Source organism: Flavisolibacter tropicus, from assembly GCF_001644645.1.
GTDB classification, from domain to species: domain Bacteria; phylum Bacteroidota; class Bacteroidia; order Chitinophagales; family Chitinophagaceae; genus Flavisolibacter; species Flavisolibacter tropicus.
Genome location: NZ_CP011390.1, coordinates 868,345 through 894,548, shown reverse-complemented (window position 1 = coordinate 894,548; position 26,204 = coordinate 868,345). Strand labels below are relative to the sequence as shown.

Here is a 26,204-nt window from a genome sequence, read left to right as displayed (position 1 = left end):
TATGAAACCAATTAACGCGGCTCTTTGTTCGTTTGGTATGTCAGGTAAAGTATTCCATGGCCCGTTTCTTCAGGTGCTAGACGGCTTTAATTTTTATGCCGTATGGGAGCGCAGTAAGAAACTGACACAGGAGATCTATCCTTCAGTTATCAGCTATGGTAGTTATGAACAGCTGCTGGCAGATCCGAATGTTGAATTAGTTATTGTCAATACACCAAACTATACACATTTTGACTTTGCTAAAAAAGCTTTGCTGGCTGGCAAGCATGTAGTTGTTGAAAAACCATTTACGGTTACCGTTGAAGAAGGCGAAGAATTAATTGCCTTGGCCAAGCAACAGCAACGAGTACTTTCTGTATATCAAAACAGACGCTTTGATAGCGATTATAAAGTGGTTAAGAAAGTATTAAAGGAGGATTTGCTAGGTGAAATTGTGGAAGCTGAATTTCATTTTGATCGGTTTAAAGAAGAATTGAGTCCCAAAGTACATAAAGAAACAGCAGGACCCGGCACCGGATCTCTTTACGATTTAGGTTCTCATTTAATAGACCAGGCTTTGCAGCTATTTGGCATGCCGCAGGAGCTATTTGCAGATATTCGGATTATTCGTCCGCACTCACAGGTAGATGATTATTTTGAACTATTGCTTTACTATCCGAATAAGCGGGTGCGACTAAAGTCCAGTTATATAGTTAGAGAACCACTGCCAGCCTATATTTTACATGGTACTAAAGGTTCTTTTATTAAATCGAAGTCGGACGTACAGGAAACCGCTTTGCAAGCTGGTGAAATACCTGGCTCAGATACCTGGGGCTCAGAACCAGAGCAAGAAAGAGGTTTTCTGCATACAGAAAGAAATGGTACTGTTGTTCGGGAATATATAGCTTCAGAAAATGGCAATTATGGAGACTATTTCAAGGGTATCTATGATGCTATCCGTTTAGGAAGTGAAGTGCCCGTAAAGCCAGAACAAGGGCTTGATGTAATCCGTATAATAAGAAAAGCATTTGAAAGTAATGATCAGAAAAAGGTTGTTGGAATGTAGTTTGTTAGGACTTTTCTTAACAGGACTATTATTCCCTATTATCCTTATGGCGCAATCAAGAAAACAAACAACTTCAATATCGAAAGTGTGGGTTGCAGATAATGATGATGGCACTTATAAAAATCCAATTCTGCATGCCGACTATTCCGATCCGGATGCTATACGGGTAGGCAATGATTTTTACATGACATCTTCTTCTTTTGAAGATATACCTGGGCTGCCTATTCTGCATTCCAAAGACCTTGTGAACTGGACGTTAATTGGTCATGCTTTACAACAACAGGTACCGCTACAACATTTTTCTATCCCCAGACATGGAGAAGGCGTGTGGGCGCCATCTATTCGTTACCACAACGGCGAGTTTTATATTTATTACCCCGACCCGGATTTCGGCATCTATTTGGTGAAAGCAAAAAATCCTGCAGGCCCTTGGTCCGAGCCTATTTTAGTAGAAGCGGGTAGGGGATTGATTGATCCTTGTCCGTTGTGGGATGATAACGGTAACACGTATCTGGTACATGCATATGCTGGTAGCCGTGCAGGTATCAAGAGCATCATAGTGGTAAAGCAACTGAATAAAGAAGGTACTAAAGTAATCGATGCCGGTAAGTTGGTTTACGACGGGCATGAATTAGATCCAACCATTGAAGGTCCTAAGTTTTATAAGCGTAATGGCTACTATTACATCTTTGCACCCGCAGGTGGTGTTCCTACCGGTTGGCAATTAGTACTACGCTCTAAAAACATCTATGGACCCTATGAACGAAAAGTAGTGATGGATCAGGGTAAATCTGCTATCAATGGCCCACACCAGGGTGCTTGGGTAACTACACCGACGGGCGAGGATTGGTTTCTTCATTTCCAGGACAAAGAAGCCTATGGTCGAATTGTTCATTTACAACCTATGAAATGGATCAACGACTGGCCAGTAATAGGCATTGATAAAGATGGTAACGGGAAAGGAGAGCCAGTGCTTGTATTTAAGAAACCTAACGTTGGTAAAACCTATCCAAAAGCAACACCTGCTGATAGTGACGAATTCAATGATAATCAACTAGGCTTACAATGGCAGTGGATGGCTAATCCCAAAGCCAGCTGGTATTTTATAAATCCAGCAAACAGTTCGTTGCGATTATATTCCGATAAGCTGCCAGACAGTGCCAATAATTTATGGGGGGCAGGAAATGTGCTCTTACAAAAGTTCCCTGCTGAATCCTTTGTAGTAACCACCAAGCTATCGTTTAAACCTAACCCTAAGTTGGAAAACGAAAAAACGGGAATTACTGTTATGGGGTTAAGCTATGCTGGTTTGGCTTTAAAAAGTACAAAGGATGGCATTTACCTGGTACATATTCAAGCCCTTGAGGCTGGCAAGGGAAAGAAGGAAGAAGAAAAGCAAATTGCGAAATGGTCCTCTTCAGAAATCTATTTGCGCGTAAATGTAATGCAGGGAGCCAAATGCCAGTTTAGCTACAGTGCGGATGGGAATCGGTTTACAGAAATAGGTGAGATGTTTACTGCAGCGGTAGGTCGATGGAAAGGAGCGAAGGTGGGTATCTTCTGTACAAGAGACAGTATTATCAACGATGCCGGTTATGCTGATTTTGACTGGTTTCGGTTTACGACTTCAAATGAATAATAAATACGAGAATTCAATTAATAGATTCCAAAACCTAAATACCAAATTCCAACGCTTAAAGTCAGGATGTTGGGATAAGACTTGAGGCTCAGTAATAGTGTTAATTGGTTAAATTCTGTTAAAGGCTATGTAATCATGGCCTTTTTTTATGTCCCTAATAGGCCTTGGACGTTGTAACTCATCTGTAATGTATACTGCTGATTATCAATGTGTTACTATTTATTATTCATCTTTTGCAATAGTAAAATAGGGCAAAACAGGTTTAGTATACTCAATTTGTGGAGTATACTTTTGTCTCACCAAACAGATACGACACGTCGTATTTCCTTCCAAACATTACTTGCTCTTATGATGTAGTCTTAAACATATTGCTTGCTTTATTGTGTGTAAGTATTCAACATTTTAAACTATACATTATGATAAACAGAGTAATCAACGCACGAGTAGCAAGAGCCGCAATTTTAAGCCTAGGCCTTTTCGCCACCTCATTAACAGCCATGCTGCCATTAGCAGCTAAAGCACAGGAAAGTGTTTACGAAGCACCTACATCTGCCATTATTAAGTATTTAGGTTTTGTAGAAGATAAATTGTTATTCAACGTAGATATTGATAACAGAAATGAAGAGCGTTGCTGGATCTCTATTCAAGATGAGACTGGTGAAGTTCTTTACAGACAAGACTTTAAAGATGCTCGTTTTGCCAAAACCTTTGGTGTAAAGAAAGAAGAGTTGGAAGGCAAAAACCTGGTTTTTGTACTGATGAGAGGTAAAGTGAAGCAAGAGCAGGTATTCCAGGTATCTACTAATACCCGCGTTATCCAGGATGTAATTGTTGCCAAGCAATAAATCGATATTCTTTCGGCCTTTCCCTGCTTTAAGAGTTGCAGCTTTAAAGGAATTCTCTGCCATAACAGCTGCGTAGGGAAAGGCTCAGAAAGAAGTAAGAAAAAAACTACTAAGTAAAAACACTGACTATCGTAATTGGAATTCGCGGAAAGCCTTTACAGGTAAGTGTTTTAACAGAATATTGAGTAGTTAAACAACGTAAAAACCTACTTGTTTTGGTTTGAAGAGCATGATATGGAAAACTACTTTTGAGGTAGAATATTGTAGACACTCTCCTAATGATGTAGATCGGAAGCGTTTAATAGTCTAAATTAGTCCTGTAATCTGTTATTTGTTGTTCAGTGGAGAGGTATTTAAATCACCAGCTTTTAAAGCATTAATCACACACAACTATTATGAGCAACAAAACCCTGTCACCATCGTCTGCTAACACACTGTATGTATCTCCTTCCGTAACTTTAAAAAACGAAGAGATACAGATCCGTAAGGAAGAAAAAGCACCAGCAAAAGCACCACAAGTTCCTTCTTATCAGTATACCAGCCGTAGCTACTATAATGATAGTATGGGCGGAGGCTATAAAGGCCTTTAATAAAAACGTACTTTTTTGCACATGAGAATTACACTTCTTGAAAAGCACTATAGTATCCCCTGGTAACCGCAGGGGATTTTTATTTACCTTATTCTCTTTTCGTTATTAATTCTTCTGCAAGTGTAGGATTAAATTGGCCGATAGAGATACCGGACATAGGTATTTGTAAGTGACCATTAGGTTTGATCTTCCAATTGGAAAGGTAGCGGGCTTGTTTGACTTTAGTTGATCTGACCCTGATACTACTTTTTGTTTGCTGTGTAGGCGAAGTACGTACTGGCTTTGAAGTGTTAGATAAAGTAGTTGTTGTAGCTGATGTAACAACGGGTTTGGGTTTTAAAACCTGGCAATGTATTAACATCAATTCCTTTATTTTTTCCATTGATTTGCCTTCTTTCAGCAGCTGACCAACCTGACTAGTGATGCCGTTGACGACGCCTTTACCCCGCTGTTCTTTGGGTAATTGCCAGTAGATGTCGGAGGCCAACTGAGAAGCTTCGCCAAAGGCAGTCGCACTTTTTCTAGATCGGGCAAAGCGGGGATCGGTGCGGAATTGGCGGCGATTCAGCGAGCTTTTCTTTCTAGCCAAATACTGGCCTTCCATTTTGTAAAAGGTGATATCGTCGATAGTGCCGGTGAAGAAGAGCGGGCCTGCTTGTCGTGCCATGAGTTAGGGTTGATTACTGGTTAGTTATTACTAATTATTTTAGTAAATTTATCCCTTCTTTTCGGCCCATGCAAACATTTTGATCGCTTTAGTTATACACATGTTGGCTGGTTGTAATACCTATTGTTTCCCATATTTTTTGACTATTTATTGCGTGCAGAGAGGCCCTTATACGGAGTAAGGGGGGATGCCATACGGAGTAACCTAGTATTCTATACGGAGTAACTATAAAGGCACAGAGGAGTGGCAGGCAAGGAACAAGGGAATAAGGAACAAGGAATGATGAAGGCAGAAGGAATGGAATTGGGAGGGAGAGGAGATGCTCCATTTGATAGGCCTTGGATCAAGTTCATGGTGACAGCAAGAGACTTTACATTAGCAGCTTGTACTATTACCATAGCCTCTAAGATCCTTCACTGCGTTCAGTATGACAAAATAAAGAGGCTTAATTATATCAGGCGGGATGAGAGTGTAAATTGAAACCGGAATCCTACAACTTGAATTGATCTTTGTGTCTATCTGCGTTAGCTGTGGGACATTCCCTGTGAACTCCATCACCTAATTCGCAGTGCTCCTTTTCTCCTTTCCTCTGTGCGAAACCAGTTTCTTTTATGCAACACTTATCGGGAACGTTTTCGGTAACGTTTGCGTAAATAAATCAGTCTAAATGGCTTGTTATCAGAAAATAAGGGAGTAGACTTGTTATGTCAGAATGCAATTTTCCAGAATTCATGTAAATGACATTTAGCAATCGTTTAATCCGGCTGTGTAGTTCTCTGCGTAGCCTTTTCTTTTAACACCTGTATTTATTCGCTATATGAAAAAAGCTTGGTTGTGTTGTAGCATTGTAATGACTTTGGGAGTAACAGTTGTAGGACAAACGGCAAAGTTGCCAACCATTCAATCTGTTACCTTTAGAAAAGATACTGTTTCCATTATACGTTTTGGTGCTAAACCAGACGGTCTCACCTTAAATACCAAAAGCATTAACGACGCCATAGAGGTCTGTAACAAAAAGGGCGGGGGTGTAGTACTGATTCCTACCGGCTATTGGCTAACAGGTCCACTTGTGTTGAAAAGCAATGTCAATCTGCATCTGCAAAAAAATGCTGTTTTACAATTTACCAAAGACTTCAATCAATATCCATTAGTGGAAGGTAACTGGGAGGGCATACCTCAAATGCGCAACCAGTCGCCCATATCTGCTACAGGAGCTACTAATATTGCCATTACGGGATTTGGCGTTATTGATGGTGGCGGTGAAGCCTGGCGTATGGTGAAGAAGGAGAAACTAACGGAGAGCAACTGGAAAAAGCTGGTAGCGTCCGGTGGTGTACTCAGTGAAGATAAAAAGACCTGGTACCCTAGTGAAAGCTCTTTAAAGGGCTCCAAGTTGAAAAACCCGGGACAAATATCTCCTGAAAAGACGACAGCTTATTACCAAGAGGTAAAAGACTTTTTGCGTCCTAACCTGTTAGTACTTACCAAATGCAATAAGATCTTATTGGAAGGAGTGACTTTTCAAAACTCACCAGCCTGGAACCTGCATCCACTTATGAGTGAGAATATTACCATTCGTAATGTTCATGTAAAGAATCCCTGGTATGCACAGAATGGTGATGGTGTTGATTTAGAATCATGTAAAAATGTATTGATAGAAAATAGTGTTTTTGATGTGGGTGATGATGGCATCTGTATCAAATCGGGTCGTGATGCCGAAGGAAGAAAAAGAGCAATGCCGACTGAAAATGTTATTGTTAAGAATTGTACTGTATATGCTGCACATGGTGGTTTTGTTATAGGTAGTGAAATGAGCGGTGGTGCACGTAATATCTGGGTGGACAATTGTACGTTCATTGGTACTGATATTGGCTTGCGTTTTAAAACAACACGTGGCCGTGGTGGAATTGTAGAGAACATCTACATCAAGAACATATCGATGAAAGATATTGCAGGTGAAGCTATCCTGTTTGATATGTACTATGCTGCCCAGGATCCAATTGCATTGGTTGGTGAGAAACGTGAGCCACCTAAAGTTGAAACCTTGCCTGTAACAGAAGAGACTCCTCAGTTCAGAAATATATTCGTTAATGGTGTAGTGGCACAAGGTGCAGAGAAAGCCATTTTTGTAAGAGGCTTACCGGAAATGAATGTTAAAAACATTGTCATGGAAAACATGATCATCCAGGCAAAAGCAGGTTTGGATATGACAGAGGCCACTGGTATCACATTGCGTAATGTACAACTGCTGACAAAAGAAGTGGACCCGGTAATGAACATTCATAACAGTCAGAATATCGTATTGGATCGCATCACTTATAAACCTGGTGCCGACTTGCTACTGAACATTAGTGGAGAAAAGAGTAAAGGCATAAAGTTGAATGGCACGGATGTGAAGAGGGCGAAGAAAGACGTTGAGTATAGCTACGGTGCTACAGATGCTGCTATTAGCAAAAACTAACAAACAGAATTAAGATTGTCACTATGCCATTCACTGTTGAATGGCAAAATCAAAAGACCCATGAAGAAGTTTCTGACAATTGCTTTATCTATCATCGTTTTTCAAAGTAATTCGCAGCAGTGGTCGCAGCAACTTGCTACTACTGCTATGAATTTATGGAAGGACTCTTTTTTAATAGAAGGAGATAAAGCTGCCAAGTGGCGTTATGACCAAGGCGTTATATTGAAAGGAATAGAAGGCATATGGACGGCTACAGGTGATGCCAAATGGTTTAACTATATCCAGAAAAGCATGGACTTTTATGTTCAGGAAGACGGAACTATAAAGGGGTATAAACCCACTGAATACAATATTGATCATGTAAACAACGGTAAATTACTGTTGCTGCTGTACAGAGTTACCGGAAAGACCAAGTATAAAAAAGCGGCCGACTTATTACGTACACAATTACTTACACACCCTAGAACAGCAGAAGGTGGCTTCTGGCACAAGAAAATCTATCCCTATCAAATGTGGCTGGATGGCTTGTACATGGGTCAGCCGTTTTATGCAGAATATGCTTCTGTGTTTGGCGAGGACACTGCCTTTGCAGACATTGCCCGCCAGTTTACATTAATAGAGCGTCATGCACGTGATCCAAAAACAGGATTGTTATATCATGGGTGGGATGAAAGTCGCCAGGAAAAATGGGCGGATAAAACAACCGGTCTTTCTCCCAATGTTTGGGGTAGAGCACTAGGTTGGTATGGCATGGCCATGGTAGATGTGTTGGATTATTTTCCTGCCTCACATCCGGGGCGTGATTCTATCATTAGTATTCTGAATCGCTTTGCCAAAGCGGTAACCAGCATACAGGATAAGAAAACAGGACTTTGGTATGATGTGCCGAATAAACCAACGAAGGCTAAAAACTATGTAGAGGCCTCTGCTTCTTCTATGTTGGTCTATGCATTGGCAAAAGGAGTACGGAAAGGCTATTTGCCTTCCAGCTATCTGGCTAATGCTAAAAAAGGATATGAAGGCATTTTGAAGCAATTCGTTAAAGTAGAAAATGGTCAGACAAACTTATATGGTACAGTAGCTGTTTCTGGTTTGGGCGGCAAGCCTTATCGTGATGGCAGCTTTGAATACTATATGAGTGAGCCGGTTATCGTAAATGATCCCAAGGGCATGGGTGCCTTTATTAATGCTGCTGTAGAAATGGAAATGATACCTACGCTGCCATTTGGTAAGGGAAAGAAAGTGGTATTAGATTATTACTTTAATAACGAACGTAAAAAAGATGATAATGGCAATTTAGTGCGCCATCATTACACATGGGAAGATAAAAGTAATGGCGGCTACTCTTTGTTTGGAGAAGTCTTTAATAAGTATGGCGTAGAGAAGCACTCGTTGGCAGTGGCACCTACACCTAAAAACCTGTCGGATGCAGATATCTATATCATGATTGATCCTGACTTTCCAAAGGAAAATAAAACACCTAATTATATAGAGCCTGCTCACATAGATGCTATTTATAACTGGGTAAAAGAAGGTGGGGTCTTATTGATGTTTGCTAACGATACCAATAACGTAGAGTTTCAACATTATAACCAGTTGGCCGAAAGGTTTGGTATCCACTTTAATCAGAATGCCCGCAACATGGTAGTCGGAAATGAATTTTCTATTGGTACTTTCCAAACACCAGCCAACCATTCCATCTTTAAGACAGCCAAAACACTTTACTTAAAAGAGATTTGTACATTGAAGTTGACGGCTCCGGCAAAGGCTGTATTGGCAGATAATGGAGATAACATTATTGCCGTGAGTAAAGTAGGCAAGGGGACCGTATTTGCTGTTGGCGACCCTTGGTTTTATAATGAATACATTGATGGCCGTAAACTGCCCGCTACACTAGAAAACTATAAAGCCGTAGAAGACCTAGTGAAATGGGCTATAAAACAAGTACCAGTTAAGAACAATAAATCCCTTGCTAAAAAGTGAGAACTATATTTTCCATTATAGCTGTTGTTTTTTGTTTGTTAACCACTACTACCATTTTGGCAAAACAACCTCCAGTACGGATTGTTGTTGATGCCTATGGCAAGGGTGATTATAAAACCATCCAGGGAGCTATTAACAGTTTACCCGATTCTGCTACTACCCCTCGTGTTATCTATATCCGCAACGGTGTCTACAATGAAAAACTTTATATTGAAAAGCATAACCTTATTCTTTTAGGGGAAGACCGCGAGAAGACCATTATTACACAAGCCATTGCGCGTGATGCCTGGCGATGCTTGCACAATGAAGATTGGGGTGTGGCTACTATAAATACGGATGGGAATGACCTTACGTTTCAAAACCTAACCATTACCAATTCATTTGGATTTGATTGGAAAGGAGATGAAACAATACCATGTGCAACTGATACGGTAGCGCATCAAAAAACGATATCTAAGAGTGGTCATCAAATGGCTTTGCGTACCATGAATAGCACACGCTTAAAAGCTATTAATTGCCGTTTCCGCGCCTTTGGCGGCGATACTGTTAGTCCCTGGAATGTACAGGAAGGTATGTTCTATTTCAAAGACTGTATTATGGAAGGTGGTGTTGATTTCTATTGTCCAAGAGGCTGGGCATGGGCAGAAAACTGTCACTTTATTTCACATACCGGTGTAGCAGCTATCTGGCATGATGGCTCTCGCTTTGAGGATTCAAAAACTGTTTTAAAAAACTGCACGTTTGAAGGGTTTGATGGTTTTAATTTGGGACGCTATCACCGTGACGCGCAGTTCTACCTGATTGATTGTACGTTTCCGCAAAACATGGCTGATAAAGACATTTATTTAGTACCTACTCCTAATACTATTTTGTGGGGTAGAAGAGTGTACTATTATAACTGTCATAGAACAGGAGGCGATTATGCCTGGCATAAGGATAACCTGAATACAGCAAAAGGAGCACCTACATCAGACCAGATAACAACCAGCTGGTTGTTTACCGGAAGATGGCAACCAGAAGCAGCTCCAGCTGAAGCTAAAGCCCATGCACGCTTACGAAAGAAAATGGCGGATGGTTCGTATGGCCCCATTTTAAAGAAAGATGTGATGCCCGCCAACCTTCAGGCAAATGATTTCTCTAAAGTGGCCATTCCTTATTATCAAACAGAAGGTCCGGCCTGGGAAAACGACAAAGTAGGCTTTCGTATATACCTGGATGTACGTAATGGTAAAGACATTTTTGGCAAGACCACAGCGGCACTGGTAATGGATACGGTGGGTACCTACGGCGATAAGTACTATCACCATTTTGATCCACGTTGGGGAATGGATGTTTTGAAAGTAGGGAAATCATTAGGGGCTGGATCATTAGCCATACAGGTAAAAACAAATGCAGGTAAAGACACCTTGATCCGATTAGGAGAAAATGTTGGACAGACATTGTACCAATTAGTAAAGGATGAAGCCTCGGTGGCTGTAATACGATTGCATTACAAAAACTGGAAAGTATTGAACCGTACATACAACCTCACAGAGGAAATCAGTATTCGTCCGGGTACTTACTATTACGAAAGTAAAATCACGATGACAGGCTTAAAAGGGGATGAGAAGTTAGTTACAGGTATTGTTAATCTGAAATCAAAACAATCCTACAGCCTGGAAAACAATAATTATAAAGTTCTATTTACACACGACAAGCAATCTGAAAATGATGATTATTTAGGCATGGCTGTGAAGGTGTCTACTAAATACAACCCGGTATTTGGTCAAACATCAAATGAAGGCGATGGCATATTGAATACTTATACGGTAAGCATGGATATTAAGAATAATCAGCCTGTCCAATTCCAGTTCTATGCCTGCTGGGAAAAGACCGATATGAACTTTGCTAATAAAACTTATTTCCAAAACTTCTTGCTAGAACAGGAAGCAACCGCAATTATTAAAAAGAGTTTATGATACTCTCACGCTACACACTAAAGAACATCACCTCTAAGAAGGTGACCATACCCGATGAAACTTTATTCGAACTGCCTGAAAAAGTATTGCAGTTTGGAACTGGCGTTTTGTTACGGGGATTACCCGATTATTTTATTGATAAAGCCAACAAAAAAGGCATTTTTAATGGCCGTATTGTAGTAGTAAAATCTACATCGCATGGCGATTCCAGTGCGTTTGATAAACAAGACGGCCTCTATACGCTATGTGTTAGAGGTATACAGAACGGTGAAAAAGTTGAAGAGAATGTAATTAATGCATCTATAAGTCGTGTGTTGAATGCCGCAGAAGAGTGGGAAGAAATTTTAGCCTGTGCACATAATCAAAATATGCAGGTTATTATATCTAATACTACGGAAGTAGGTATTCAATTGGTGAATGATGATATTCGTCGTCACCCGCCAGTATCATTTCCTGGAAAACTCTTAGCCTTTCTGTATGAGCGCTTCCAAGCCTTTGGTGGCAGTGAGCGTAGCGGCATGGTGATAGTACCTACAGAACTTATTCCTGACAATGGAACAAAGTTAGAAGCTATTGTATTGGAATTGGCACATCTGAATGGACTAGAAGCGTCATTTATTGAGTGGTTGGAAAACAGCAATCAATTTTGCAATTCCTTGGTTGATCGTATAGTACCAGGAAAGCCAGACCAGTCTTTACAAAAAGAACTTGAACAGGAGCTTGGTTACATGGATGGCTTAATGACCATGTCTGAAGTATACCGCCTTTGGGCCATTGAAGGAAATGAACATGTGAAAGAGGTACTGACATTTGCGCAGGCAGATGAAGGGGTTATTATAGAACCCAATATTGATCTGTATCGTGAGTTAAAGCTTCGTTTGTTAAATGGTACGCATACACTTAGCTGTGGTTTGGCCTTTCTAGCGGGTTGCGACACTGTTAAAAATGCAATGGACAAAGAAGACACGGGGACCTTTATAGCTCAGTTAATGATGGAAGAGCTTGCACCTTCCATTCCCTATGAAGTTGAATTAGAAAAAGCACATGTTTTCGGCACACAGGTATTAGACCGTTTCCGCAATCCTCATATCAAGCATTATTGGTTGAGCATAACTATGCAATACAGCTCTAAGATGAAAATGCGTTGTATCCCCCTTTTGCTTCGCCATTATGAGCAAATACAAACGGTTCCTGAGTACTTTGCCTTTGGGTTTGCTGCCTATTTGCGTTTTATGAAAGCAACTGCTGTAAAAGAAGGCAAGTTTTATGGTGAATTGAATGGCCAACCTTATTTGATTACAGACGATCAGGCTGAATCATTTTATAAACGCTGGCAGACATTGACATTGGATGCTTTGGTTGAAGAAGTACTGGCAGATGATTCTCTTTGGGGAACTGAAGTAAACACGCTTCCTGGTTTTCAACAAGCGGTTACAGAAAAATTACATCTTATACTCAATAGCGGAATGAATGCTGCTATTGAAACTATACAAGCGAACAGAACAATAATAGCATGAAAGTATTGAAAGTGCATCCTGATGATAATGTGATCGTAGCCTTGCATGATATTGCAAAAGGCCAAACGGTGACCTATAATGGTCAGGATTATGAGGTAGTGGATGATATTCCAGCAAAGCACAAGTTTTTTGCCAATGATATGAATACTGGGGACGAAGTGATCATGTACGGTGTACTGGTGGGGAAAGCACAAAACTTTATACCACAAGGCGGATTGATGTCGACTTCCAATGTTAAACATGCCGCTGAACCTTATCAGTATAGAAGTTCCAACTATCAATGGAACGCACCAGATGTTTCCAAATTTATTGGCAGAACGTTCAATGGATATCATCGTTCTGATGGTAGAGTAGGTACTGCCAATTATTGGCTATTCATACCAACAGTTTTCTGTGAGAACCGCAATATGGAAGTGATTCGGGAAGCGCTACATAATGAGTTAGGCTATGCCGTAACTGATAAGTATAAACAATATGCACATCAACTGGTAGAAGCCTACAAAAATGGTGAAGCCATTGATGCCGTTAATTTGGCTCCTGCCAATAATCATCAAAACCGGGTGTTTAAGAATGTAGATGGTATCAAGTTCTTAACCCACCAGGGTGGCTGTGGTGGTATACGTCAGGATGCAGCTATACTTAGCAAACTGCTGGTAGCTTATGCTGATCATCCGAATGTTAGTGGCATTACGGTATTAAGTTTAGGTTGTCAAAACCTTCAGGTAAATGATTTCTTTGCAGACTTGAAAAAGCGTAATCCTCAGTTTGCTAAGCCACTCTACATTTTTGAACAACAGCAATCGCAAAGTGAAGAGCAAATGGTAGCAGAAGCTATCCGCAAAACATTTGAGGGATTAGTGGAGATAAATAAACTGGAGCGTAAGCCTGCTACATTAGACAAGATGGTTCTTGGCGTAAAATGTGGTGGTAGTGATGGTTTTAGCGGTATTTCAGCTAATCCTGCAGTAGGCTACTGTTCTGACTTATTGGTGGCATTAGGCGGCAAAGTATTACTGGCAGAATTCCCGGAGTTATGTGGTGTTGAGCAGCAGTTAGTTGATCGTTCTGTAAATGAATCTATAGCACGTAAGTTCATTCATTTAATGAAAAGCTATGAAGAGATTGTGACGCGCGTAGGATCTGGCTTTCACATGAATCCTTCGCCAGGCAATATTAAAGATGGATTAATTACAGATGCAATTAAGAGTGCGGGCGCTGCAAAAAAAGGGGGTACATCGCCAGTAGTAGATGTATTGGATTATACAGAGCCGGCTGTAAAGCCCGGTTTAAGCCTTGTTTGCACACCAGGCAATGATGTGGAAGCTACAACAGGGAAAGCTGCTTCTGGTGCCACATTAATTCTGTTCACGACAGGCTTAGGGACACCTACAGGCAACCCGGTTTGCCCAACCATTAAGGTGGCCACCAATTCTAAGTTGGCAAAACGGATGGCGGATATCATAGACATTGATACTGGACCCATCATAGAAGGAGAGAAAACCATTGAAGAAATGGGTGCTGAAATATTGGAGTATTGTATCAAAGCGGCTAGTGGTGAAGTAACACCTAAGGCTGTTTTATTAAACCAGGACGATTTTATTCCATGGAAGCGTGGAGTTTCTTTATAAAGCATTTAACTACATGAAAAATTTCTTAGACGATAACTTCTTATTGCAAACCAAAACTGCGGAACGTTTGTATCACGAGTTTGCAAAAGAGATGCCCATTATAGATTACCATTGCCATCTACCACCCGATCAGATAGCTAATGATATCAATTTTCAAAATTTATCGCAGGTATGGCTATATGGCGATCATTATAAATGGAGAGCCATGCGTACAAACGGGGTGGATGAAAGCTTCTGCACTGGAAACCAACCTGATTTTGACAAGTTTCAAAAATGGGCAGCTACCGTTCCTTATACCTTGCGCAATCCATTATATCACTGGACGCATTTAGAACTGCAACGCTATTTTGGGATACATGACATCCTAAATGCTGACACAGCGGCTAAAGTTTATGAGGAAGCTACCGTAAAGCTGCAAACACCAGACTATTCTGTGCGTAATCTTTTACGTAAAATGAATGTAAAGGTGGTGTGTACGACCGATGATCCTATTGACAATCTAGAGCATCATCAAAAGGTGAAAGATGAAGGATTTGAAGTTAAGATCCTGCCTGCGTTTCGTCCCGATAAGGCAATGAATGTAGATAATGCAGCAGCCTTCAATAGCTATCTTTCAAAGTTAGAAGCGGCCAGCGATACCACAATTGTATCGTTTGTTGATTATTTGGACGCCTTAAAGAACAGACACGACTTCTTTGCCACCATGGGATGCTCTGTATCGGATCATGGTTTAGAGCAGATCTATGCTGAAGATTATACGGAAGGAGAGATCATATGCATCTTCAACAAAGTCCGTTCTGGTAAAGAGTTGGAACCATCTGAAAATCTGAAGTTCAAATCAGCTATGCTGGAAATCTTTGCTGTATGGGATTGGGAAAAAGGCTGGGTGCAGCAATACCATTTAGGAGCCCTGCGCAACAACAACTCCCGCATGATGCAGCAATTAGGTCCTGATACAGGCTGGGACAGTATTGGTGATTTCTCACAAGGAAAAACCATTGCTAAGTTTTTAGACCGTTTGGATACAAATAATCAACTGGCTAAAACGATTCTGTATAACCTGAACCCGGCCGACAATGAACTGATGGCTACCATGATTGGCAACTTTAATGATGGTTCTGTACAGGGTAAGATCCAATATGGCTCCGGCTGGTGGTTCCTTGACCAAAAAGATGGAATGATCAAGCAGCTCAATGCACTGTCCAATATGGGATTGTTAAGCCGCTTTGTGGGCATGCTCACCGACAGCCGTAGTTTCCTATCATTTCCGCGTCATGAGTATTTCCGCCGCATCTTGTGTAACCTTTTTGGCAATGAAGTGGAAGCAGGTGAATTACCCAATGATATAGAATGGATTGGTAAAGTGGTACAGGACATTTGTTATAACAATGCCAGCAACTACTTCAATTGGAAAGAAGTCAACCAGCCTCGTGTAATTGCATCTGTACAATAAAAATCCTAAAGAAACCTTATGAGCTTTAAAAGTCAGTTAGAAAATATATTCGTAAGCGAAGAACAGATACCTGCAGAATACAAACTGCCTTCTGAAATCCATCAACGAGAGTACTTGTCCAATGGAGAAATGCATTCGTGGAACGGTGATGTTCATGCCGTTTATTCGCCTATTTGTATAAAAACAGAAAATGGGTTAGAGAGAAAGCTCATAGGTACCTATCCTGTTTGCTCAGAAAAAGAGGCCATGGTAGCCTTGCAGGCTGCTGTTGATGCATATGATAATGGCCGTGGCGAATGGCCAACCATGTCGGTTGCTAACCGTATAAAATGCGTAGAGAACTTCACACATAGCATGTTGCAACAAAAGGATATTGTTGTAAAACTGATCATGTGGGAAATTGGTAAGTCTTATGCAGATTCCGTAAAAGAGTTTGATCGTACTGTTGAATACATATACGCGACTATTGATGCATTAAAAGACCTGGATCGTAAATCATCCAGCTTTGAAAATGAACAAGGCATCATTGCACAAATACGCCGTTCTCCGCTTGGTGTGGTTTTGTGTATGGGGCCATTTAATTATCCATTAAATGAAACGTTTACCACGCTGATTCCAGCCATTATAATGGGTAATACATTGTTATTTAAGCCACCAAAGCATGGTACCTTATTACATTATCCCTTATTAAAAGCCTTTCAGCAAGCCTTCCCCAAAGGTGTAGTAAATACCATCTATGGTCGTGGACATGCCATAGTACCTTCCTTAATGCAGTCTGGAAAGGTGAATGTATTGACATTAATTGGCTCCAGTAAAGTAGCCAACGAGTTAAAGAAACTGCATCCCAAAGTGAATCGTTTACGTGCTATTTTAGGATTGGATGCTAAAAATGCAGCAATTATTACGGCAAATGCCGATTTGAAACTGGCCGTGCAGGAAACCGTACTAGGATCCCTATCTTTCAATGGGCAGCGTTGTACAGCATTAAAGATCATTTTTGTTCATAAAAGCATAGCCGAACCTTTTTTGCAACAATTGAAAGAAGAAGTAGCCAAATTGAAATTCGGTATGCCATGGGAAAAGGGTGTATCACTAACGCCATTGCCTGAACCACATAAGCCTGACTATTTGAAAGAGTTGATTGCAGATGCGCAGGCACTAGGGGCAAAAGTGATCAACGAAAATGGGGGTGAAGCAGTAGCATCTTTTGTTTATCCGGCTATCTTATACCCGGTAACGAGTCAAATGAAGGTGTACAGAGAAGAACAGTTTGGCCCTGTTATTCCGGTAGTGGCTTATGAAAGCCTGGAGGAACCAATTGACTATATTATTGATTCTACACATGGCCAGCAAGTCAGTATATTTAGCAATGATACTGAAGAAGTGGCTGCTACTATTGATCCTTTAGTAAACCAGGTTAGCCGTGTCAATATCAATTGTCAATGCCAGAGAGGCCCAGATGTATTTCCATTTACGGGTCGCAAAGACAGTGCAGAAGGTACGTTGTCGGTTGTTGATGCCCTTCGTTCGTTCTCTATCCGTTCTTTAGTTGCAACAAAGAACAATGAAACCAACAAGCGTTTATTGAATGATATTGTTCACGGACATCATTCCAACTTTTTAAGCACGAAATACATTTTCTAATGAATACGGTCTTTTGTTTTGGTGAGTTACTATTACGATTGTCTCCAGTATTGCATGGCGAATGGATTCATCATTCGTCTATGCCTGTATTTATTGGAGGAGCAGAGTTAAATGTAGCTCAAGCACTTTCTCGCTGGAAAGTACCTGTAAGCTATGGAACAGCACTGCCAGATAACTATTTATCAAAAGAAATTACACAATACGTACAAGACCAAGGTGTAGATACTTCAGCGATTTTATATGCAGGCAATCGCATAGGCACTTATTATCTCCCGCAAGGTGCTGACCTGAAAAATGCAGGTGTGATCTATGATCGGGCGTACTCGTCGTTTTATGAATTGCAGCCAGGTCAAACAGACTGGGATGAAGTTTTAAAAGGTAAGTCTTGGTTTCACTTTAGCGCTATTTCACCAGCATTAAATGAAAATGTAGCAGCTGTATGTAAAGAAGGACTTCAGGCAGCCGTAAGAAAAGGGTTATTTATATCAGTAGACCTGAATTACCGCGCTAAGCTTTGGCAGTATGGTAAACTACCATCTGAAGTAATGCCAGAATTGGTGCAATACTGTGACCTGGTAATGGGCAACATCTGGGCTGCGGAGAAAATGTTAGGTATTTCATTGCCTTCTTCATTTGCAGATAACAAAGAACAGTATTTAGAGCTGGCTGAAGAAAGTTCAATAGCTATAAGTAAGCGCTTTTCCAAGGTTAAACAAGTGGCTTACACCTTTCGTTTTGACCAGGAAGAAGGCCTGCGTTATTATGCTACACTTTTTAAACATAACCATTTGTATATTTCCAGGGAGCAACAAACGAAAACAGTAGTTGATAAAGTAGGTAGTGGTGATTGTTTTATGGCTGGTTTGATCTATGGTAACTATAATGCATTGGCACCACAGGAGATCATTGACTTTGCTGCAGCGGCTGCTTTCAATAAACTATTTGTAAAAGGCGATGCAACAACAACAACAGTAGAGGAAATTAAGAAAGGCTATTTAAACTATGCATAAGAAGGAACAAGTCTTACAAGCTTTACTCAACCAGAAGCTATTGCCATTATACTATCATGAGAGTGCAAGCACTAGCCTGGCAGTTTTAAGAGCACTTTATAAAGGTGGTGTTCGATTAGTGGAATATACTAATAGGGGTGCGAATGCGTTATCAAACTTTTCAGAACTACGTAAAGCCGTAGATGTTGACATGCCTGATATGTTGCTTGGAATAGGAACTATTAAAAATAAGAATCAGGCAAAACAGTATATAGATGCTGGTGCTGATTTTATTGTGTGTCCATCCACAAATACTGAAGTAGCGCAAGTGACACAGGATGCAGGCCTATTATGGATTCCGGGTTGCATGACACCAACTGAAATTGCTATGGCTGAAAACGCTGGAGCTGAATTGGTAAAAATCTTTCCCGGTAATTTGTTAGGCCCATCTTACATCAGTGCCGTTAAGGATTTGTTTCCCGGTTTGAAATTTATGCCAACCGGTGGGGTAGAAGTGGAAGAAAGTAATTTAAAAAGTTGGTTCAACGCAGGTGTTGTTGCTGTAGGCATGGGTAGCAAACTCATTACAAAAGATATGATGGAACAACGCGATGAAACCAGTATTGCCAATGCTAGTATTAAAGCGTTAGCATTAGCGCAGGAAGCAGCTAAATAAGATCAATTGAATTAAAGATTATTTTGAGATGAATAGTAAGTAGGATATCAAAACTCACTATTCACCACTTACCATTCACGATTTTGCTTACTATATAAAAAACGATTATGCTGGTACAAGAAACAAGTCTGCAATCTGAAAAGAAGTTGAGCTTTAACCAAGCCAACCAAAAAATGACAAAGTATCGTTGGACCATTTGCGGACTGGTATTCTTTGCAACAACGGTCAATTACCTCGATAGGGCTGTTATTAGTCTGTTGAAGCCTTATTTAGCTTCTGCTTTTCATTGGAGTCCTGTTGAAGAAGCGGCTAATTACACAGATATAGAGATTGCCTTCAAGTTCTCGTACGCAATTGGGATGCTGTTTGCAGGCAGAATTATTGATAAACTAGGAACAAAAATAGGTTATGCAATAGCTACCTGCTTGTGGAGTGTAGCTGCAGTGGCACATGCCTTTGCTACGGGCACCTTTGGCTTCCAGCTAGCACGAATATTCTTAGGTGTTACTGAGGCTGGTAATTTCCCCGCAGCTATTAAAGCCACGGCAGAATGGTTTCCTAAAAAGGAACGTGCCTTAGCTACAGGTATCTTTAATTCCGGCTCTAATATAGGTGCCATTTTAGCGCCGCTTAGCGTACCCATTATTGCCGATAATTTAGGTTGGCAGTGGGCCTTTATTATAACCGGCTTATTCGGTTTTATCTGGCTGGCGCTGTGGTTTGTTTATTATGAAGTGCCCCGGAAACAAAAGCGCTTATCAGAACAAGAGCTACTTTACATTGAAAGTGATAGGGATGAACAACCTGCTACAGAAACTGTTAATGGCCCCAAACTATCCTGGTTTAAATTATTGACCTTCCGTCAAACCTGGGCATTTGCCATTGGTAAGTTTCTTACAGATCCTATTTGGTGGTTCTACCTATTTTGGTTGCCTGATTTTTTAAGAAAGGAATATACTTTAACGAGCCGTGAATTAATGTGGCCAACTGCCATTGTTTATATCATTTCAAGCATTGGTAGTATTGGAGGGGGGTGGTTACCTTTCCGATTGGTGAATAGCGGATGGCCAATATTTAAAGCCCGTAAAACTAGCATGCTGATCTATGCTTTATGTGTAGTGCCTATCGTATTTGCACAATACCTGGGTTCTTTAAACATGTGGTTGGCTGTTTTAATTATTGGTTTGGCGGCTGCAGCTCACCAGGCCTGGAGCGCCAATATCTTTACCACCGTATCCGATATGTTCCCCAAGAAAAGTACCGCATCAGTAACAGGTATTGGAGGATTGTTTGGAGGACTTGGAGGGATTTTCCTTTCCTGGGCTGTACAAAAGCAAATGTTCGTGTACTATGAAAGCATAGGCAAGATTCAAACGGGCTATTTTATTATGTTCTTCATTTGTGGCGGTGCGTACCTAATGGCATGGCTGATAATGCACTTCCTGGTGCCAAGAATGAGGCCAGTTAGTGAGCAATAGTTATTATTTAAATACTAATGTGAAATCCCTGCCCTGTCAGGGATTTTTTATTTTCTAGGTAAGAGCTTTCTATTCCTAGTTTTAAAAACTATACGTAACTTATCGGAAACCCAGAGCCATTAAAAAGTCATTTTGGATAGAGTTTATAGGTGACCGTTCTGTCAAAATAGAAGAAGGACAAACCATATTGGAAGCGTCCTTATTTGCCGGTATTCCGCATTATCATGCCTGTGGCGGTAAAGCAAAATGTTCTACCTGCCGAATATTGATAATTGACGGGGCAGAGCAACTTTCACCTATCAATTCAAAAGAGGCCGCCTTACGTAGAAAACTACCCTTTCCTCATGATGTTCGCTTGGCTTGCCAAACTTCTGTGACCGGGCCACAAGTAAAGTTGCACCGTATCATCAGAGATGAGTCAGATATCGGCTTTTATATATCAAAAGATCCAAAAGATGATCTGGTGAATATAGGTGAGGAAAGAGAAATGGCTCTTTTCTTTTTGGATATCCGAAACTTTACTCACTTTATGGTCAACTACCTGGCTTTTGATGTGATCCATGTGATGCGTCGCCTGTTTTCATTATTTCGCAATTGCATCGAAAAACATAATGGTCAAATCATTGAAACAGCAGGCGATGGATTTTATGCTGTATTTGGCTTTCAGACAAACGTTCAGAAAGCGGCTAATGAAGCCTGTGAAGCTGCGTTCACTATTCAGAAAGAATTAAAGTTCTTCAATGAGCAATACCTGGTTAGGCATTTCCTACATTCTTTTGAAGTAGGTATTGGGATACATGTGGGCCGGGTGATTATTGGTAATGTGGGAATAGGTGTAAATAACAACCTGACAGTTATGGGGCTACCTGTAAATATTGCATCCAGAATTCAAGATAGCACCAAGCAATTAAATAATAGTATTATTGTTTCATCTGATACCTACCAATTGCTTTTGGAAAAATTAAACGCTAATCATCAGGAGGTACAATTGAAAGGGATTAAAAACAAAATTCGTGTCTATCTGCTCGGAGCACCTTATAGCGAAAATATGTGGTAGCTAGCCAATCTCTATAAAACACCAAAGCCCCATTCCTGGAGCTTTAATGTTGAAACGAAACCAATGGAAACCACTATCAAGAATTGCGCTCATATTGCTTCAATTGAACAGCAAAGAGCAGTACCATGATTAATAAAGCTACAACACCCAGGTACCCAATAAAGAGGCTGGCATCTTTTGTTAAAGACAGAGGTGTATAATTAGGACGAAGCTTCGAAGGCTTAGCAAAGGGAGCCTTTTCCTCACCAGTTTTAGCCTCTGATTTAATGTACTCTACTACATTTTTAATATTATCAGGTGTCAGATCCTGATGATCCGGCATTTGGATCTTGTTGAACTTTTCAAATAAGGCTATGGCTTCTTTGTCGCCACTTTTTACCATGGTTTGAGAGGATTTTACAAAGGAAATGATCCAATCAATAGAGTGACGTTCATTTACACCAGCAAGTGCTGGTCCAGTTAGTATTTTGTTTACGTTGTGACAAGCAGCACAACGGGCAGAGAATATGGTTTTGCCTTCTTCAACAGGAGGGGCGGCAATAGCAGAAAAAGCTACCAATAAAAGTAAGTTGAAGAAGATAAATTTTATTTTCATTTTGTTGAATTTTCTAGTTACAATTTTCGAAAGAAAGCAGCTGAAAAGAGCTTATTTAAAGCAGTTGCATTTGTGATTTTTGTCAATTTAAATGCGCTCTTTGGCCAATCTTTTAATATCCTTGATCAGTTGATTTACAGAAGCTTCGTCTGTACCATCATAAAAACCGCGTATCCTTTTTTGCGTGTCAATTAAAACCAGCTTATCGCTGTGAATAAAATCATTCGGTCCGCCATCACCATCTGTAGCAACAACCAGAAAGCTTTTTCTAGCTAAAGCATAGAGCTTTTTTTTGTTTCCTGTGAGCAAGTTCCAATTGCCTTTAATGTCAAACTTCGCTGCATAGGATTTTAATTGGGAAACACTGTCTCTTTCAGGATCCACTGATAAGGAATTGATCTGAAGATTTTTTATATCTGCATAAGCCTGAACACGCTTTAGATTATATATCATTTTAGGGCAAATACTTGGGCAGTGGGTAAAGAAGTAGTTCGCCACTACTATCTTTCCATTCCATTGATCAAGTGTGGTGTTGCTGCCATGTTGGTTCTCAAGGTTAAAATCAGAAACCACGTGACCTGTGGGTCCAAGTACCGGTAGCTGTTGATAGGTATTCTCGTACCACCTAACAATTCCAAATACGCTAAAAGGGACCAGCAACACGACAGCAACAAACACCCACATGTTATACTTACTACGCATTATTTATCAGCTAATGTGATGGTTTTATTTTCTGTGCTTACTTTGGCAGCCGGTGCTGCATTTTCAACTGGCGTAGGGCTTTCTGGTAGGAAGCGTGGAGCTCCTTTACCAGGGTTTGTAGTAGCGTCAATTAGTGCTGGTGTATAAGCAATCACCAAGATTACCGCCATAGTTACCAACCAAGGTTTAAAGGTGTCTAATAAAGGAATTCTTTTTTCATCATGTAAGGCTTCACTTACTGGTAACTCTAATACAGGTTCTTCTTTGCGCTTGCTGAAAATGGTTCCAAAGAATACAACAAAGAACAATACTGCAGCAACGGTCATAATGATACCACCAAACAAGGCCAGCATAGTAGTAGGTACCCATTCTGGAGTAAATAACTCGTGCTTAGGGTTTAAATAGGTCAGGCCAAGGTTAGTTCTTCTTGGTTCCCCAAGCAAACCACCCCAAGACAGGCCAAAGGAAAAAATCAGGATTCCAATTACCCACAAATAAGGTATGATCACATTCACCTTAGGTAAAAAGATGCGTTTTCCTGCTGTTTTAGAGTATAGATAAATACTCATACCAATTATTGCCAGGAATACAGGACCAGCAACCGTCATATGGAAGTGACCAGGCATCCAGGCTGTATTGTGAACCACATTGTTTAATTGATAAGAAGCGTTTACAAGCCCCGTTAAACCTCCAAAAATGAACAGGAATAAACCAGAGATCAAATAGGCAAAGAGATATCGGTTAGGATCCAGGTAGGGAAGTTTGCCAAAGAAACCTAACAATCCTTTTGCTCCTCTTTTACGACCTGCATATTCTAAAGTAGCAGCTATCGTAAATGCGGTTACAAAACTTGGAATAGCTACACCATATGTCAAAAATCCTTGAAATGCTTTGATGCCTTTAGTTATAGAAGGATCTGAAAACTGGTGGTGTACACCTACAGGTACAGAAAATAACAAGAACAGGAATAAGGCTACGCGGCCAGCTAAATCTGAGAACAATTTACCTCCAGCCAACTTAGGAAGTATTGTGTAAAACATTATATAGGCAGGTAACAGCCAGAAGTAAACCAGTGCATGTCCAAAGAACCAGAATAAAGTACGCGCTAAAACAACATTCACATCAGGTTTCCAACCTAAGGCCCATGGTAGTAACAAAACCAATACTTCATAAGCCACAGCCAGTGTACATACAAACCAAATAATAAAGTTTATTAGTGTTCCCAGAACTGCTAATGGCGTTTTCGTTTCTTTATTCTCACGTTTCCATTGCACATACATGCGTGCCCAGTCAAACAGAGGTATCCAGGAACCTACAATCAATAAGGCTGCACCTAAGTAAAATAGAGGGTGCCCCTTTAATGGTGGATAGAAAGTGTAAAGTACAGAGGCTTTACCTGCTAACATAGCCCAGGCAGCCATTACAGTACCAATAGTCATTAACCAGAAGCTGATCCAGGCAGCTTTCTTATTAGGTTCTTTTTTTGTATAAAAAGCCATGGTAGCATGTCCAAATGCAACAGCAAAGAAGGTAGTTAGTACTACTGCATTTATAACACCATGTAATGTTAGACCCTGGTAGTAATCTAATTTGGCGAAATTGGATTCATGGATCACACCAGACCGGTAAATGGTTTGCATTAAACCATGATATATTCCTATAGACAAAAGCGTTACGGGGATACCTAGTTCCCAGTAGATAAGTCGCTTTAATGATTTAGAGATTTGCATTGTTCAAAAGTTTTTCGTTTCAGTGTTATTTGGTGGCTGCCGGATCGTTTACAATAACTTCGGCTTGCATGTTTTGGTGTCCAACACCACAATATTCGTGGCAGGTAATTTTATATACTCCAGGCTTGTCAAACTTGACAGTTGTTTTATTAATGTTGCCATATACAGCCATCATGTTTACATTCTTTTCGGCTATATTAAATCCATGTACCACATCTTTTGATGTCAGGAAAAAGTCTACTTCTGCACCAACTGGGATATAGATTTGTGAAGGTTGAAACTGCCACATTTGGGCAACAGCATATACTTGGTAGGTTTTATCGTCTAGTTTGTTAACCTTGGGCGTTTCGTAAGTTTTATCAAAAGGCAAGCACTCAGGTGCATCATTATACTTTCCTCTGGCGTATAGTATAGAAAAGATGAATAAGGCTAAGGTGGCGCCTGTTATCATCAATACTTTTTTTTCTGATTTATCGATTACTGACATAATAATTGATTTAGATACGTTCAAGCATTAAGAAATAAATACCAAACCAGATGATAGAACCTAAAAGTATGAGTAGGAGGAAAAAGGCAATAGCACCTTTGGGCTTGAAATTCTGGTCAAATTGCTTTTCAAGATCTTCATTTGTGATGGCGGGTTGTGGCGCTTCGCGTACTTCCATATTGCGTGTTTTAATTCAGATCAAAAGTATTGTCACAGTAATGTGTGATGGATGATGTGGCGGAGTTGAAAACATGACTTTTATCAGGTTTGCTATGTAGTGAAGTCAATAAGTTGGTTCTGGCCCGCCGCTATATTTACAATATGTATAAGGTGAATACGATATCTGAGATCGTACGTAATGACTATAGAACGGCTGAAGTATTTAAAAAATGGGGTATAAACTTTTGTTGTGGCGGCAATTTGTCACTTGCAGAAACCTGCTTTCATAAAGGATTGGATCAACGCCTAATTGAACAGGATATACAGCAAGTAACACGTGAAGTACGGATTCCAAATTCTGTAAACTATAATCAGTGGCCTATTGACTTCCTTATCGATTATATCTTAAACGTCCATCACAGCTATTTAAATGAAGCAATTCCACAGTTACAAGAAGCGCTGATAGCCTTTGTTCCAGGACATAAAAAGAAATATCCTCATATGGAAATAGTGCAGGAGGCCTTTGAAGATTTGGCTACTGTATTACAAGAACACATAAAAAAAGAAGAGCAGGTGGTGTTTCCTTACCTGAAACAAGTAAGCAGTACCCTTAAAAACAAAGAAGTTTATGGCCCTCTCTTTGTTCGGCTCCTAAAGAAATCGTTGAATGATATTACTGTTACCGATCACCTTCGTATAGAAGCGCTATTGCAACAATTACGAAAGGAAACAGATTCTTATCAATTTGCGGAGGAAGCCTGCACCCGTCACCAAGTTATTTACAACCAGTTAAAAGAGTTTGATAATGATTTGGTGCAGCATATGCATTTAGAGAATAACGTTCTCTTTCCCAAAGGTTTACAATTAGAAAAAGAACTACTTGAATTATAAGACGTGTTCG

Annotated in this window: 22 protein-coding genes; 16 read left to right on the top strand and 6 right to left on the bottom strand. The window is 40.3% G+C overall.

Translation table 11 applies throughout. The annotated features are described in order from the left end of the window. Position 1 precedes the first annotated feature (1 nt). The 4 genes from SY85_RS03630 (at position 2) to SY85_RS03615 (ending at position 4,119) form a co-directional block, all read left to right on the top strand. Positions 2–1,045: a Gfo/Idh/MocA family oxidoreductase gene (locus tag SY85_RS03630; RefSeq protein ID WP_066401852.1), complete on the top strand. Its 1,044-nt coding sequence runs from the start codon at positions 2–4 to the stop codon at positions 1,043–1,045. After that, a complete protein-coding gene (locus tag SY85_RS03625) occupies positions 1,017–2,684 on the top strand; it encodes a glycoside hydrolase family 43 protein (protein ID WP_066401851.1) in 1,668 nt (555 codons plus the stop codon). Before SY85_RS03630 ends, SY85_RS03625 begins: the two co-directional genes overlap by 29 nt. Before the next feature lie 416 nt (positions 2,685–3,100). After that, on the top strand, positions 3,101–3,529 hold the full coding sequence (locus SY85_RS03620; protein ID WP_066401850.1) for a hypothetical protein: 429 nt from the start codon (positions 3,101–3,103) through the stop codon (positions 3,527–3,529). A 395-nt stretch (positions 3,530–3,924) separates the two neighbouring features. Then, positions 3,925–4,119, top strand: coding sequence for a hypothetical protein (locus SY85_RS03615; protein WP_066401849.1), 195 nt, complete (start codon positions 3,925–3,927; stop codon positions 4,117–4,119). Between the two features lie 88 nt (positions 4,120–4,207). Here SY85_RS03615 and SY85_RS03610 read toward each other — a convergent pair whose 3' ends face one another. Further along, positions 4,208–4,786, bottom strand: coding sequence for a hypothetical protein (locus tag SY85_RS03610; protein WP_066401848.1), 579 nt, complete (start codon positions 4,784–4,786; stop codon positions 4,208–4,210). Between the two features lie 817 nt (positions 4,787–5,603). On the opposite strand from SY85_RS03610, the gene SY85_RS03600 reads away from it, so the two are divergent. The 11 genes from SY85_RS03600 (at position 5,604) to SY85_RS03550 (ending at position 21,630) form a co-directional block, all read left to right on the top strand. After that, entirely contained in the window at positions 5,604–7,247 is a 1,644-nt protein-coding gene (locus SY85_RS03600) for a glycoside hydrolase family 28 protein (RefSeq protein WP_066401846.1), read from the top strand. A gap of 60 nt (positions 7,248–7,307) precedes the next feature. Continuing rightward, complete coding sequence (locus SY85_RS03595) at positions 7,308–9,230, top strand: glycoside hydrolase family 88 protein (protein ID WP_066401845.1); 1,923 nt, start codon at positions 7,308–7,310, stop codon at positions 9,228–9,230. Beyond that, complete coding sequence (locus SY85_RS03590; protein ID WP_066401844.1) at positions 9,227–11,188, top strand: pectinesterase family protein; 1,962 nt, start codon at positions 9,227–9,229, stop codon at positions 11,186–11,188. Before SY85_RS03595 ends, SY85_RS03590 begins: the two co-directional genes overlap by 4 nt. Further along, on the top strand, positions 11,185–12,705 hold the full coding sequence (locus SY85_RS03585; protein WP_066401843.1) for a tagaturonate reductase: 1,521 nt from the start codon (positions 11,185–11,187) through the stop codon (positions 12,703–12,705). The genes SY85_RS03590 and SY85_RS03585 overlap by 4 nt, the downstream gene beginning before the upstream one ends. Continuing rightward, entirely contained in the window at positions 12,702–14,333 is a 1,632-nt protein-coding gene (locus tag SY85_RS03580) for a UxaA family hydrolase (protein ID WP_066401842.1), read from the top strand. The genes SY85_RS03585 and SY85_RS03580 overlap by 4 nt, the downstream gene beginning before the upstream one ends. Before the next feature lie 13 nt (positions 14,334–14,346). Next, complete coding sequence (uxaC, locus tag SY85_RS03575; RefSeq protein ID WP_066409308.1) at positions 14,347–15,786, top strand: glucuronate isomerase; 1,440 nt, start codon at positions 14,347–14,349, stop codon at positions 15,784–15,786. Positions 15,787–15,804: 18 nt separating this feature from the next. Beyond that, complete coding sequence (locus SY85_RS03570; protein ID WP_066401841.1) at positions 15,805–17,430, top strand: NADP-dependent glyceraldehyde-3-phosphate dehydrogenase; 1,626 nt, start codon at positions 15,805–15,807, stop codon at positions 17,428–17,430. Continuing rightward, entirely contained in the window at positions 17,430–18,440 is a 1,011-nt protein-coding gene (locus tag SY85_RS03565; protein ID WP_066401840.1) for a sugar kinase, read from the top strand. Before SY85_RS03570 ends, SY85_RS03565 begins: the two co-directional genes overlap by 1 nt. Further along, entirely contained in the window at positions 18,433–19,095 is a 663-nt protein-coding gene (locus SY85_RS03560; RefSeq protein WP_066401839.1) for a bifunctional 4-hydroxy-2-oxoglutarate aldolase/2-dehydro-3-deoxy-phosphogluconate aldolase, read from the top strand. Before SY85_RS03565 ends, SY85_RS03560 begins: the two co-directional genes overlap by 8 nt. Positions 19,096–19,202: 107 nt before the next feature. After that, positions 19,203–20,573: an MFS transporter gene (locus tag SY85_RS03555; protein WP_082886277.1), complete on the top strand. Its 1,371-nt coding sequence runs from the start codon at positions 19,203–19,205 to the stop codon at positions 20,571–20,573. A 118-nt stretch (positions 20,574–20,691) separates the two neighbouring features. Beyond that, entirely contained in the window at positions 20,692–21,630 is a 939-nt protein-coding gene (locus SY85_RS03550; protein ID WP_335583204.1) for an adenylate/guanylate cyclase domain-containing protein, read from the top strand. 76 nt (positions 21,631–21,706) lie between these two features. Here the strand turns inward: SY85_RS03550 and SY85_RS03545 are convergent, their stop codons facing one another. The 5 genes from SY85_RS03545 to SY85_RS25580 form a co-directional block, all read right to left on the bottom strand. Beyond that, a complete protein-coding gene (locus SY85_RS03545) occupies positions 21,707–22,225 on the bottom strand; it encodes a c-type cytochrome (protein WP_066401837.1) in 519 nt (172 codons plus the stop codon). 87 nt (positions 22,226–22,312) lie between these two features. Further along, the gene (locus tag SY85_RS03540; RefSeq protein WP_066401836.1) at positions 22,313–22,927 is read right to left on the bottom strand and encodes an SCO family protein; all 615 of its coding nucleotides are present in this window, start codon (positions 22,925–22,927) and stop codon (positions 22,313–22,315) included. Further along, a complete protein-coding gene (locus SY85_RS03535) occupies positions 22,927–24,657 on the bottom strand; it encodes a cbb3-type cytochrome c oxidase subunit I (RefSeq protein ID WP_066401835.1) in 1,731 nt (576 codons plus the stop codon). The genes SY85_RS03540 and SY85_RS03535 overlap by 1 nt, the downstream gene beginning before the upstream one ends. A 25-nt stretch (positions 24,658–24,682) precedes the next feature. Further along, positions 24,683–25,144 carry a cytochrome c oxidase subunit II gene (locus SY85_RS03530; RefSeq protein ID WP_082886276.1) on the bottom strand — a complete coding sequence of 154 codons (462 nt, stop codon included), beginning with the start codon at positions 25,142–25,144 and terminating at the stop codon, positions 24,683–24,685. A gap of 10 nt (positions 25,145–25,154) precedes the next feature. Further along, positions 25,155–25,322, bottom strand: a complete 168-nt coding sequence (locus SY85_RS25580; protein ID WP_158512928.1) for a hypothetical protein — start codon at positions 25,320–25,322, stop codon at positions 25,155–25,157. A 152-nt stretch (positions 25,323–25,474) separates the two neighbouring features. Here SY85_RS25580 and SY85_RS03525 point away from each other — a divergent pair, with 152 nt between their 5' ends. Beyond that, on the top strand, positions 25,475–26,194 hold the full coding sequence (locus SY85_RS03525) for a DUF542 domain-containing protein (protein WP_158512927.1): 720 nt from the start codon (positions 25,475–25,477) through the stop codon (positions 26,192–26,194). Positions 26,195–26,204: the final 10 nt, after the last annotated feature.